Below are 12,358 nucleotides of genomic sequence, written 5' to 3'. Positions count from 1 at the left end.
CTTCAGCCTGCCCGGTCGAGCGTCAGCCGCATGCCGTCATGGGCCGGGATGACGTCGGCCGGCAAACTCTGCCGCAGCACCTCGTAGTCGAGGTCGGAATGCATGTTGGTGATGACCGCGCGCTTCGGCTTGAAGCGCTCGATCCACGACAGCGCGTCCGCAACGCTGAAATGGCTGGGATGCTGCGCATAGCGCAAGCCGTCGACGATCCAGAGATCGAGACCTTCGAGCGCCGGCCAGCTTTCCTGGGGGATGTCGTGCAGATCGGGCGTGTAGGCGGCGCCGCCGATGCGGTAGCCGAGCGCCGGGATCTTGCCATGATGCACCAGGAAGGCCGCGAGCTTCAGCGGACCGCCCTTCCCCTGGACCGTATGGCTCTCGCCGGCCTCGATCGAATGCCGCGTCAGGATCGGCGGATAGTCGCTCCCTTCCGGCGAGATGAAGCAATAGGAGAACCGCGCCATCATGTCCTTGGCGGTCGACTGGTTGAAGTAGACCGGGATGCGGCGGCGCTGATGCAGCACGACCGAGCGCAAATCGTCGATGCCGTGGGTCTGGTCGGCATGCTCATGCGTCAGGAACACCGCGTCGATGTGCTCGACATTGCTGTCGATCAGCTGCTCGCGCAGATCGGGCGAAGTGTCGATCACGACCCGCGTGGTGCCGTGCTCCATGGTGCGCTCGGCCATGATCGAGCAGCGGCGGCGGCGGTTCTTGGGATTGCTGGGGTCGCAGGCGCCCCAGCCGAGTGCCGGGCGCGGCACGCCGGCGGACGAGCCGCAGCCCAGAATGGTCAGTGTCAGCGTCATGCAGCAACCTTCGGCGCCGGCACCTTGGAGAACAGCCGGAAAAAGTTTTCGGTGGTCTGCCGCGAGATCTCCTCCAGGGAGACGCCGCGGGTTTCCGCGAGCACCCTGGCGACCTCGACGACATAGGAAGGCTCGTTGCGCTTGCCGCGGAATTTGCCGGGCGCAAGATATGGCGCGTCGGTCTCGACCATGATGCGGTCGGCCGGCAGCTCGGCTGCCAGGGCCCGCAGCGCGTCGGACTTCTTGAAGGTCAGGATGCCCGTGAACGAGATCGACAGCCCAAGCGCGATCGCCTTCGTCGCGAGTTCGCGCCCGCCGGTGTAGCAATGCAGAACCGCCTTGAACGGGCCCTTCGCGACCTCGTCCTCCAGGATGCGGCCGCAATCCTCATCGGCCTCCCTGGTATGGATGACGAGCGGCAGGCCGGTCTCGCGCGCCGCGGCGATGTGCGCGCGAAAGCCGCGCTCCTGCGCCTCGCGCGACCCGTGCTCGTAGAAATAGTCGAGCCCCGCCTCGCCGAGCGCCACGACCTTCGGATGCTTCGTCAGCTCGATCAGTTCGCTGGCCGGGATGCCGTCCTCTTCATCGGCATGATGCGGATGGGTGCCGACCGAGCAGTAGACGTCGGGAAAGCGCTCCGTGATCGCGAGCAGACCGCCGAGCCCTCTCACCCGGGTCGAGATCGTGACCATACGGCCAATGCCGGCCGCCTCGGCGCGCCCGACGATCCCGTCGAGATCGTCGGCGAAATCAGGGAAATCGAGATGGCAATGACTGTCGACCAGCATGAATTTCGAACCGCTCACTCGGTCTTCGGTTCCACATAGCGCGGGAAGACGCCGACAGGCGCCGGCAAAACCGTACCCGGCTTGATCCGTTCGGCGACCGCGGCAAAGCTGCGCGCGTCAGCAGCGATACCGAGGCTGTCGAGCATCTTGCCGCAGGACTCCGGCATCACGGCCTGCGCCATGATCGCGATCTGGCGCACGACTTCGGCGGTGACATACAGCACCGTCTTCTGGCGCGCGGGATCAGTCTTCGCCAGCGCCCACGGCGCCTCGCCGGCAAAATAGCGGTTGGCCTCGGCGACCACGGCCCAGACCGTGTTGAGCCATTGATGGATCTGCTGCGTCGCCATCGCGGTCCGCGACGTCTCCAGCATGGCGTCGGCCTGCGCCAGAATCGCCTTGTCGTTGTCGCTGAATTCGCCGGGCTCCGGCAGCACGCCGCCGAGTTGTTTGGCGATCATCGACAGCGAGCGCTGCGCCAGATTGCCGAAATCATTGGCGAGGTCGGCGTTGATACGCGCGACGATGGCCTCGTGGTTGTAGTTGCCGTCCTGGCCGAACGGCACTTCGCGCAGAAAGAAGTAGCGCATCTGGTCGACGCCGTACTGCTCGGCGAGATTGAAGGGGTCGACCACGTTGCCGACCGACTTCGACATCTTCTCGCCCCTGTTGAACAGGAAGCCGTGTGCATAGACCCGCTTCTGCACGGGAATGCCTGCCGACATCAGGAAGGCCGGCCAGTACACGGCGTGGAAGCGGATGATGTCCTTGCCGATGATGTGCACGTCGGCCGGCCAGTAGCGCCAATGCTTGTCGTTCTCATCGGGATAGCCGACGCCGGTGATGTAGTTGGTCAGCGCGTCGACCCAGACATACATCACGTGCTCGGGATCGTCCGGGACCTTGACGCCCCAGTCGAACGTGGTGCGCGAGATCGAGAGGTCCTTGAGCCCGCCGCGCACGAAACTCATCACCTCGTTGCGGCGCGAATCCGGGCCGATGAAATCGGGCTGACTCTCATAAAGGTGCAGCAGCTTGTCCTGGTAGGCCGACAGCTTGAAGAAATAGCTCTTCTCCTCGACCCATTCGACCGGCGTGCCCTGCGGGCCGCGGCGGACATTGTCCTCGCCGACGACGGTCTCTTCCTCGGCGTAATAGGCCTCGTCGCGCACCGAGTACCAGCCGGCATAGGTGTCGATATAGATGTCGCCATTGTCCTGCATGCGGCGCCAGATCTCTTGCACCGACTTGTGGTGAGCAGGCTCCGAGGTGCGGATGAAGCGGTCGAACGAGACGTTGAGCCGCTCGTCCATCTCTTTGAACCGCGCGGCGTTGCGGGTCGCGAGATCGAACGGCGTCATGCCCTCGCCGGCCGCGGTCTGGATCATCTTCTGTCCGTGCTCGTCGGTGCCGGTCAGGAAGAATACGTCCTTGCCGTCGAGCCGCTGGAAGCGCGCCAATGCGTCGGTCGCGATCGCCTCATAGGCGTGGCCGATATGCGGCTGCCCGTTCGGATAGGCGATCGCGGTCGTGATGTAGAAGACGTTGCCGCGGTCCGCGGCGGGCACCGGAACGGAAGCGGCCGCAGGAGCCACCGCCGCGGGTTTGGGCTGCTTCGGCGCGCGAACCTTTGCCGGTCTCTGCGCCTTCTCGGTAACGGGAGCCATCGGCGGAGCGGGCTTCTTTGCCGCCGGTGCGGCGGCGGCTGCGGCTGCTTTCTTCGGCGCAGCCTTGGTGGCCTTCGCAGCAGCCTTCTTGGCCGTGCTCTTGGCCGTCTGCTTCGCAGCCTTCTTGACGGCCTTTTTGACGACCTTCTTTGCCGCCGATTTCCTGGCGCCCTTGGCTCCGGTCTTGGATTTGGACTTGGCGGCCTTCTTCGCTTTCTTGGCGACGCGCCCGGCCTTCTTGGCTGCGCGCGCCTTCGCCGTTGCTTTGCTGGTCGCGCGAGCGGGCGATGCCTTCTTCGTCTTCTTGGCTTTTTTCGACGATTTCTTCTTAGCGGTCGCCACCACGGAATCCTTTGCAGATCGAAACGAGATTGTCGGGAGTGTTGTCAGACGGATGTGTTTTCAGCAGATGCGTTTAAGACGCGGTGTCTATCGGGTCGCATCCGCGAGCATCGAAAACACCGAGAAAACCAGCGGCTTGCGCTCCAGATTGTAGGCTTCGGTATCGCGCGCGGCGCGGACGATCTTTTCCCATACCTCCGCCAGCCGTGCAAGGCGCGGCAGATTGGCATTGGCATCGCCCGTGCGCATGCGCTCGCTCATCCAGCGATCGATGCCGTCGATGAAGGCGGCGAGCGCGACGCGGTCGCTGGTGCCGAGCGCTTCGCCCAGCGCATGCAGCTCACGCGGATCGACACTCGGAAGCGTCGCGAGCAGCGCGGCCGTGCGTTGCTGCAGTTTCAGCGCATCGCCGCCGAGCAGCGACAGCGCCCGCCCGACGCTGCCTTCGGATGCTGCGGCGGCTTCCGCCAGCGCGGGATCGTCGGCTTCGATATCGGTTGCAGCCGCGGCCGCGCGCACCACATCGTCCGTCTCCAGCGGCCGCAGCAGCAACTTGCGGCAGCGGGACAGAATGGTCGGCAGCACCCGTGACGGTGCGTGGCTGACCAGGAGGAACAGCGATTGCTGGGGCGGCTCCTCGAGAATCTTCAGCAGCGCGTTCGCGGCGTTGGGATTGAGCTCGTCGACGGTGTCGACGATGCAGACGCGCCAGCCGTCGACCGCAGCGGTCGAGCCGAAGAACGAGATGGTCTCGCGCGTCTCGTCGACCGTGATGACGGTCCGCATCACGCCGCGATCGTTGAGGCCGCGCTCCAGCACCAGCAGCCCGCCATGAGCGCCTGCCGCGACCTGCCGCGCCACGGGGTCGGCCGGATCGACCAGCAGCGTCGGCGCCTGCTGCACCTGGGACGATTTCGGATTGCGAAACGCCAGCACGAACCGCGCCATGCGGTAGGCTAGCGTCGCCTTGCCGATGCCCTGCGCCCCGCCGATCAGCCAGGCGTGCGGAATTCGTCCGCTGCGATAGGCATCGAGCAAGGCGGTCTCCGCCTCGCGATGCCCGAATAAATCCGGCGTTTCGCGCGGATGGCGGGCGGCGCTCTCCTGTTCGACCTTGCGCGCGCTCATGCGATGCTGTCCGCCGCAAGCGTTGCGCGCAGATGTTCGCGCAGCGCGGTCCATATCCTGGCCGTGACCGTGTCCGGATCGGCCGTAGCGTCGATCAGCACGCAGCGCTCCGGATCTTCGGCCGCGATCCGGCGGTACGCGTCACGCAAATCCTGATGGAACTTGATGCCTTCGGCTTCGAAGCGATCGGCCGTAGCGGTGCCGCGGCGCGCGGCGGCGCGTTGCAGTCCGACCTCGACCGGCACATCGAGGATGAAGGTCAGATCGGGCTTGAGATCGCCGATGGTCACGCGCTGCATGGCGTTGACGAGTTCGGGCGACACCTGCCCGAGCTGGCCCTGATAGGCACGCGTGGAATCGAAGAAGCGATCGCACAGCACCCAGATGCCCTGATTGAGCGCCGGCAGAATCACGGTGCGGACATGGTCGTCGCGCGCAGCGGCAAACAGCAGCGTCTCGGCCTCCGGCCCCAGCAGCTTGCCCATCCCCGACAGCACGAGGTGACGGATGATCTCCGCCCCCGGTGAGCCGCCCGGCTCGCGGGTCACGATCGCGCGCAGCTTGGCGGCATCGAGCCGTTCGGCGAGCTTGCGGATCTGGGTCGATTTGCCCGACCCCTCGCCGCCCTCAAAGGTGATGAAGCGACCGCGCAAGCTCGGCCATTGGACTGCTGCTTCCGCCATGTCAGAGCTTCTCGACCCCTGCGCGGAACATGCCGATGACCAGCTCCTGGGCGCCATCGAGCGCGCGACGCATCGTCGATCCGGTGCCGACCGCGTCCGCTGCGAAGACCGGAGCCTCCATCGCGACATTGGCGCCGCGCCACACCCGCACCACCCCGATCTTCTGGCCGGCGGTGATCGGCGCCTTGACCGGGCCGCTATAGATGATGCGCGCGAGCAGCTTGTCGTTGCCGTTCTTCGACACCATCACCTTGATCGGATCGGGGCTGACGAGCTTGACCGAGCGGCTCTCGCCGCCGAACACCCGTGCGTAGCCGACCGGCTGGTTGGCCGCGATCAGGGTCCGGGTCTCGAAGCTGCGGAACCCCCATTCCAGCATCTTCTTGGCTTCGGTCGCGCGGTCCTCGGAATCCTCGAGGCCATTGACCACGACGATCAGCCGCGTGTCGTTCTGCACCGCCGAGCCGACCATGCCGTAGCCGCCTTCCTTGGTGTAGCCGGTCTTCAAGCCGTCGGCACCGGGCAACGCGTTCAGCAGCGGATTGCGGTTCTGCTGGCGGATCTTGTTCCAGGTGAATTCCTTCTCGCCGAACAGCTTGTACCGGTCCGGGTAGGTCAGGATGATGTGGCGCGCCAGCGTTGCGAGCTCCCGCACCGTCATCTTGTTGGCCGGGTCGGGCAGCCCGTTGGAATTGCCGAAGGTCGACTTGGTCATGCCGAGCTCGCGGGCGCGCTTGGTCATGACGTCGGTCGCAAAGCTATGCTCGTTGCCGGCAATGCCTTCGGCGAGCGCGATGCAGGCATCGTTGCCGCTCGGGATGATCGCGCCATGCAGGAGATCGTCGACCGAGACCTTGCTGTTGATCGCCGCGAACATCGTCGAGGTGCCGGACGGCGCCCCGCCCCGCCGCCAGGCGTTCTCGCTGATCCGGTACTCGTCCGTGAGCTTGACGTCGCCCTTCTTGATGGCGTCGAACACCACCTCGGCCGTCATCAGCTTCATCATGCTGGAGGGCGCGCGGAGCTCGTCGGCGTTCTTCTCGAACAGCACGCTGCCGCTACTGGCCTCGACCAGGATCGCGGTCGGCGCATCGCCGTCGAACCCGCCCTCTTCCTTCTTGGCGCCCTGGACGCTGTTGTTGGCGGCATAGACCATTCCGCCGAAACCGATCGCCAGCGCGACCGCGGCCGCGACCAGGCCGCGCCAGCAACGCCCGGCGCGAGCTGACAACGTGCGGGGAACTGCGGTCTGGGCTGCCATCGGCGATGTCCTGAGAGACTGCGTTCTAACAGCTGGAAGTATCGCAAACAACTGAGGTTTCTGCGCTTGTGCACGGCCGGCCGGATTGCCGGTTGCGTTGAACGTCCCTATCCTTGGAACCAGCTAACGTCAGCAGAACCGGCAAACAAGGCGGAAACGCGAATGTCATCCTCCCGCACCATCTCCGCCAACGGCATCGACATGTTCGTGCGCGAGGCCGGGCAAGGCCCGCTGGTCGTGCTCTGCCATGGCTGGCCGGAACTGTCCTATTCATGGCGGCACCAGATCGCGGCGCTGGCCGCGGCAGGCTTTCGGGTCGTCGCGCCTGACATGCGCGGCTTCGGCCGCACCGGCGCGCCGGCCGAGGTCGGCGCCTACACGATCTTCGATACGGTCGGAGACATGGTGGCGCTGGTTGCCGCGCTCGGCGAGACCCGCGCGATGATCGTCGGCCATGACTGGGGCGCGCCGGTGGCCTGGCACGCGGCCCTGTTCCGTCCCGACATCTTCACGAAAGTCGCCGGCCTCAGCGTGCCGCCGCCGTTCCGCGGCCGCGGTCGCCCGCTCGAGACCCTGCGCGACAGCGGCATCACCAATTTCTATTGGCAGTACTTCCAGCCGCCCGGCGTGGCCGAGGCCGAGTTCGAGCGCGACATCGCCCACACCATGCGCCTGGTGCTCGGGCGTGGCGTCTCCGATCCAAGCTCGATGTTCGTCGACGAGGCCAAGGGTTTCCTCGGCAAGCTGCCGGCCGGAATGCCATTGCCGGCCTGGCTGACCGAGGCCGACATTGCCGAATTCGCCGAAGGCTATCAGCAATCCGGCTTCCGCGGCGGCCTCAACTGGTACCGCAATCTCGACCGCAACTGGGAGCTGACCGCGCCCTGGCAGGACGCGCAGATCCATCAGCCGTCGCTGTTCATCGCCGGCTCGAATGATTCGGTGATCACCGGGCTGATCGGCGCCAAGCGGGTCGCGGACATGGAGCGCGTGCTGCCGAACCTCAAGCAGAAGCTGATCATCGAGGGCGCCGGCCACTGGATCCAGCAGGAGCGTCCCGACGAGGTCAACGCGGCGCTGATCGCGTTTCTGAAGTGATCAGGCCAACAGCCTGATCTGTAAACGCATGGCTCAGTAGAGCCCGCGCCCGCTCAGGACTTCGGCCGGTCCGCGCGCGTCGATCGGGACATAGGCGGCCGCCGGGCTCGGGCTTGCGGCGTAGCGCGCGTCGCCCTCATAGGAGACTTCGCGCGGATTGTTCAGGGCGCGGCGGTGTGACCGGCTCGAGGCCGACATTTCCGAGGTGGCGCTCACCGAGGCGTAGTCGGCCTGGGTGTTGCCGAGGCTGTAGGGCCGCCCCTCAGGCAACGGAACGTCGCCACGGACCCGGCCCGAGGAGGACGACATCTCCGGCACGAACGGCCGTGCGGAGGCGACGCGGACCATCGACGGGGACGGCGCTGGAGTACCGGTGCGCAAGGTCGCCATCAGCTGGCGGTCGTCGGACCCCTCGAGCGGCGCCCGGCCGACATATTCGACGCGGACGCGCGCCACGCCATTGCCTTTGAATTCAAGCAGTTCTGCGGCTTTGTTCGAGACGTCTATGAGGCGATTGCCGTGGTACGGGCCGCGGTCATTGACCCGAACGACGAGCGATCGGCCATTGCTCAGATTGGTGACGCGGGCGTAGCTCGGCATCGGCAAGGTCGGATGGGCGGCGGTGAGCGAGCCCATGTCGAACACCTCGCCATTGGCGGTCAGGCGGCCATGGAAATCGTCGCCGTACCAGGACGCCATGCCCTCGGCGCGGTAGTTCTCGTTTTCCTCCGGCACATAGGTGCGGCCGGCAACAACGTACGGCTTGCCGATGCGATAGGTGCCGCCGCCTTTCGGCACGGGATCACCCAGCGCCACCACGCGCGGGCTCGACGACACCCCGTATTTGGGGTCGACCCGGCTGGCGAACTTGTTCGAGGAGGCACAATTGGCGAGGACGAGGCACGTCGCCACCGCAACGGCGCCGCGCGCCGTCCGGATCATCGAATCTGGCCGTCTAATCCCCATCTGCCCCAAGTACCATTCTGCCGGACCTGCGCCCACTCCGAGGCGTCGAAGTCCCTTGCCGTCGCTGTGCGGCCCACCTCCGCACCAGAGCGTGACGATATCGCAACCGGAACACGGCGGAAATGGGGAGAGCCGGCGGGCGGTGGCGTCTTGGTGAATGGTCTGTTGCGCCTCCTCCGTCGTTCTACTGACCTTCGCCCCCGCCAAACGCCCTCGCCTGTCCCGCGATCAGACACACTGTTGCAGCAAATCATCAGTCCGGGCGCATCTTGGATTCCAACAATTGAATCTTTTTGACTGTGCAAGCCTGCAATCGTTCTCTCCTCCGTGTGGGGCGCAAAGGAAGTTTGCGATGATCGAGACGGTTACAGCGGTGATGGGCCTGGTGAGTGCGGCGATCTTCTTGGCGCACGCCGTGGAAGGCTATCGGTACCGGGCCTGACAGTCCGTTGAAGGCGGAAAGACGCGTCACCTCTTTCCAGGAGTGAATGTTCGGAAAGCTTTAATCAATTCGGATGAGCATCGATTGAAGGCAGGTGTATCATGCGTAATCACGATTTGGTCTCCGACGGGTTTCTGACCCTGACCGCAGCAAGCCTCGTGCTGCTGTGCTCGAGCCTGCTGGCGTTCGCTTTCGGCTGAACATTTTTGAGATTCTACCGGCGCCCGTGCGACGGGCATCGGTTACCCCTACTCATTCCCCGCCAAACGGGTTGCGGCAGACGCGCTGTCTTCTCCCCGCCCCACTCGTGACGCATCCTCGCCGTTTCCCGAAGAGGATGTACGGATGACCGGCAGTGTCAGGGAGGGAACGTCCGCCCTTCTCGTCAGCACAGATGGCCGGCTGCTGATGCAACTGCGCGACGACCTCCCGCATGTTACCGATCGCGGAAAGATCAGCCTGTTTGGCGGACGGCGGGAGGGCGCCGAGACCTTCCTCGAATGCGTCGTTCGCGAGATCCACGAGGAGATCGGCTACTACCTGCCGCCCGAGCGTTTCGAGTTGATCGGCCGCTATTCCGGTCCCGATCATGCAACGCCAAACGGCACGCTTCGCGGCGAGGTGTTCCTCGCGCGCGATGTGCCCATCGACCAATTGACGGTGACCGAAGGCCGCCTCGAGATCGTCGCCATCGACGATCTCGAACGCATCAGCGACGTGCTCGCGCGACCGGCTACGTTTGCGCTGGAGATCTTCCTGAAGCGCAAACCGATGACCTAAGCGCCGAAACCAGTGCGCGGATGTGATCGTCGATCATGGCCAACGCGACTGACGGATGAGCAAAGTCGATATCGTCAACGTGCCAGTAAGTCACCCTGTCGGCGACCTCTCGGAACCGGCGCTCGATCAGCGGACGGTGCTCGGTCTCCTTGAGCGCGATCACGAGGTCGGCATCGTCGAAGTCGGCCAATGAACAGGGCTGCGGGAAGCGCGTCGCGCCTTCCGGAACGATGCCGCTCGCGCGGAGACGATCGTCGGTGAAGACTGACATCGGCCCGACATTGTCGGGCGATCCCCGCTCGGCCGCGCCTCTGGAGGACGCGCGCCACGCCAGTTGTTCGGCTCTTGCAAGATGATTGAACAGTTCCTCGGCGTATCGACTGCGATAGTAGTTGCCGGTGCAGAGAAAGAGGACACGCTTCATGGGCCTCATCATGGCCAACGTGGGCCCTCGCGGTCAACGGCGTTGCAAGCGTGGGCCCTTTGAGTTCACGGACCGGCGAATGACGGGCCCGCCCGGGTTTCGCTGCCAAGTTCGCGTTGCGTTCGGCGCCGCCCTACGCTAAGGGCCTGATCCTTGATCCGGAAGGGTGGCCGAGTGGTTTAAGGCACCGGTCTTGAAAACCGGCGTGCCCGCAAGGGTACCGTGGGTTCGAATCCCACCCCTTCCGCCATAACTTATTGAAATATAACGATTATTTCGTTGATTGCGAAATCTGCGCACAAACGACTGCACAATGATATTGTGGGCTCGAAGAAACCATTTTCCCGACTCGGTGAAGCAGTCTTGAAACAAACCCGGCGCAGCCTCCCTAAACTCCAGAAGGAGGCGACGGCTATGACAGGCTCCCTGCAGAATCGCAAAGTACGCTTGCTGGTGATCGCAAATTTGCTGGCCATCGCCGCTATCCTGTCGGTGATACTTGCGCCCCGTCCTGTCTCCAGCGTTGCGCTCGGTAGCGAGTGGCAATGCAGCAAAGCCGTTTTTGTAACGACATGCCGTCCGCTGTCCTGACGATGACAAGGCCTGGCATAAGCCATGCAGTTTGATTGACGCTGGGGATTTCAGTGTCCCAGTTCAGAACGGAAACGCCGCCGGGCGCATATTTCTGAGACCGGCGGCGTATTTTCTTGGGATCAGACCCAGGCTGCTGCCCAGTCGGGCAAACGATCCGGAAGCGGCTTATCGAGCAGGCCGGCAACCAGCGCGGCAAGCGCCGCGCCTTCGATGCTGCCTTCGTCGTACTTCACGTTACCGTCCCATTCGAAATGCAACACCGCCGAGGCGATAGCCCGCATTCCCTGGGTAGTGCTGGGGCGTATGGTGATCATTCGAGCGTAGATTGTTCGCAGCTGATCCATGGCGTCATCAAACGCCTCTTCCGCCGCCGCATTGTCAGCGCCGATCGCCACAAGGCGGCTGGATTCGGCGATGGCTGCATCCCTGCGCTGCGATATGAGGATAAACTGTTCCCCCAGCTCGATCAGCTCGCGATCTGGATTTGCCGATGCCGCAGTTATAGCGCGTGAGCCCACCTCATGGCCTGCCTGGGATGGGCGAACCAAATCCTCAGCGAGGGATATTGCGATCAGTTGATGGCCCTCATAGTCCTCAATGAGTGTCTGCTGCTGGAGCGCCTTGGCCTTGGCGACGATGCCCGCCATCGACGACGATGCTGTTTCCCCCAATGTCGCGATGTAAACGTCCCGTTGGTTTTCAAGCTCCACGTAGTCCTCGCGGCTATCCGCGTCGTCTCCGTGCTCATTGTGGAGTTGGGCAAGGCTCCGATCGACCGCCAGCATATCGTCGCACGCCTGGCGCAAATCGCCGTCCCGCTCCGGCCAATTTGCCGGCATCAGCTTTAGATTGACCGGGCCCATAAGATCCGCATTCCACGCGTCCGGCTCCGGCTCTCGTCTCCAATCAACGCCGACTAGGTCAAGGACGCCAGCCGCTCGCGTCGAGGGTTGCGGCAGGTCGCGCCAGTCCCCTTCGCCGCGCGTGTGCCAGCCCCAGCCGGCGTTGTCCGCGAAATCGAACGCTTCAATGCGGGCATCCAGGTGCGGGTAGAGCTCACGGCACAGGAGCCGACGCTCCATGAACAGCCACGAAGCATACGCCTCCATGGCCCGGCGTTCGGGCGTCGGAGCGGCCAAGAGGTTGGGTGCGGCAACAGGGGTTGCGGCGGCGATAGGAAGCGCAACTAGCGAATTCATGAGTGTCCTCCGGTTCATCCCAGTCCCGCCGGAGGGAATCTGCGACGCGCCGGAAGGTTCGCCCTCGTTTTTGACTCCCTGCCCTGCGGTCGCGCGGCTATCGGGAATCAATTTCGGCGACGACAATTGTTCAGCGCCCGCGGCGCTGTTGCTCAGTGCCTTCATGGTTGAGCCCTC

At 64.5% G+C, this 12,358-nt stretch carries 12 protein-coding genes and 1 tRNA gene; 4 read left to right on the top strand and 9 right to left on the bottom strand.

Translation table 11 applies throughout. From position 1 onward, the window contains the following. Positions 1–2: 2 nt before the first annotated feature. From ACZBJS_RS14240 to ACZBJS_RS14215, 6 genes are all read right to left on the bottom strand, one after another. A complete protein-coding gene (locus ACZBJS_RS14240) occupies positions 3–809 on the bottom strand; it encodes an MBL fold metallo-hydrolase (protein ID WP_057018661.1) in 807 nt (268 codons plus the stop codon). Next, a complete protein-coding gene (locus ACZBJS_RS14235; protein ID WP_316398961.1) occupies positions 806–1,597 on the bottom strand; it encodes a TatD family hydrolase in 792 nt (263 codons plus the stop codon). Before ACZBJS_RS14235 ends, ACZBJS_RS14240 begins: the two co-directional genes overlap by 4 nt. Positions 1,598–1,611: 14 nt before the next feature. Further along, positions 1,612–3,606, bottom strand: a complete 1,995-nt coding sequence (metG, locus tag ACZBJS_RS14230; RefSeq protein WP_316398953.1) for a methionine--tRNA ligase — start codon at positions 3,604–3,606, stop codon at positions 1,612–1,614. 87 nt (positions 3,607–3,693) lie between these two features. Then, positions 3,694–4,734 carry a DNA polymerase III subunit delta' gene (locus ACZBJS_RS14225; RefSeq protein ID WP_076828832.1) on the bottom strand — a complete coding sequence of 347 codons (1,041 nt, stop codon included), beginning with the start codon at positions 4,732–4,734 and terminating at the stop codon, positions 3,694–3,696. Continuing rightward, a complete protein-coding gene (gene tmk / locus ACZBJS_RS14220; RefSeq protein WP_316398955.1) occupies positions 4,731–5,417 on the bottom strand; it encodes a dTMP kinase in 687 nt (228 codons plus the stop codon). Before tmk ends, ACZBJS_RS14225 begins: the two co-directional genes overlap by 4 nt. 1 nt (position 5,418) lies before the next feature. Beyond that, positions 5,419–6,573, bottom strand: coding sequence for a D-alanyl-D-alanine carboxypeptidase family protein (locus tag ACZBJS_RS14215; RefSeq protein WP_410469826.1), 1,155 nt, complete (start codon positions 6,571–6,573; stop codon positions 5,419–5,421). A 267-nt stretch (positions 6,574–6,840) separates the two neighbouring features. Here ACZBJS_RS14215 and ACZBJS_RS14210 point away from each other — a divergent pair, with 267 nt between their 5' ends. Then, a complete protein-coding gene (locus tag ACZBJS_RS14210) occupies positions 6,841–7,776 on the top strand; it encodes an alpha/beta fold hydrolase (protein ID WP_168856387.1) in 936 nt (311 codons plus the stop codon). Between the two features lie 33 nt (positions 7,777–7,809). On the opposite strand, the gene ACZBJS_RS14205 is transcribed toward ACZBJS_RS14210, so the two are convergent. Further along, positions 7,810–8,742, bottom strand: coding sequence for a septal ring lytic transglycosylase RlpA family protein (locus ACZBJS_RS14205; protein ID WP_080666931.1), 933 nt, complete (start codon positions 8,740–8,742; stop codon positions 7,810–7,812). 787 nt (positions 8,743–9,529) lie between these two features. Here ACZBJS_RS14205 and ACZBJS_RS14200 point away from each other — a divergent pair. Then, positions 9,530–9,964, top strand: coding sequence for an NUDIX domain-containing protein (locus tag ACZBJS_RS14200; RefSeq protein WP_316398957.1), 435 nt, complete (start codon positions 9,530–9,532; stop codon positions 9,962–9,964). Here ACZBJS_RS14200 and ACZBJS_RS14195 read toward each other — a convergent pair. Continuing rightward, entirely contained in the window at positions 9,918–10,388 is a 471-nt protein-coding gene (locus ACZBJS_RS14195) for an arsenate-mycothiol transferase ArsC (protein ID WP_463438839.1), read from the bottom strand. The two genes, ACZBJS_RS14200 and ACZBJS_RS14195, sit on opposite strands and share 47 nt — an antisense overlap. A 160-nt stretch (positions 10,389–10,548) precedes the next feature. Here ACZBJS_RS14195 and ACZBJS_RS14190 point away from each other — a divergent pair. Together ACZBJS_RS14190 and ACZBJS_RS14185 are read left to right on the top strand one after the other, a co-directional pair. Then, a tRNA-Ser gene (locus tag ACZBJS_RS14190) sits at positions 10,549–10,638 on the top strand. A gap of 29 nt (positions 10,639–10,667) precedes the next feature. Continuing rightward, positions 10,668–10,979 (top strand): hypothetical protein, encoded by a 312-nt coding sequence (locus ACZBJS_RS14185; RefSeq protein ID WP_463438838.1) that lies wholly within the window; start codon positions 10,668–10,670, stop codon positions 10,977–10,979. 122 nt (positions 10,980–11,101) lie between these two features. Here ACZBJS_RS14185 and ACZBJS_RS14180 read toward each other — a convergent pair whose 3' ends face one another. Next, positions 11,102–12,346, bottom strand: coding sequence for a hypothetical protein (locus ACZBJS_RS14180; protein ID WP_463438837.1), 1,245 nt, complete (start codon positions 12,344–12,346; stop codon positions 11,102–11,104). Positions 12,347–12,358: the final 12 nt, after the last annotated feature.

The organism is Bradyrhizobium sp. KZN70725, from assembly GCF_055264925.1.
The sequence above is the reverse complement of the archived record's forward strand: the minus strand, read 5'-3'. Positions and strand labels throughout refer to the sequence as shown.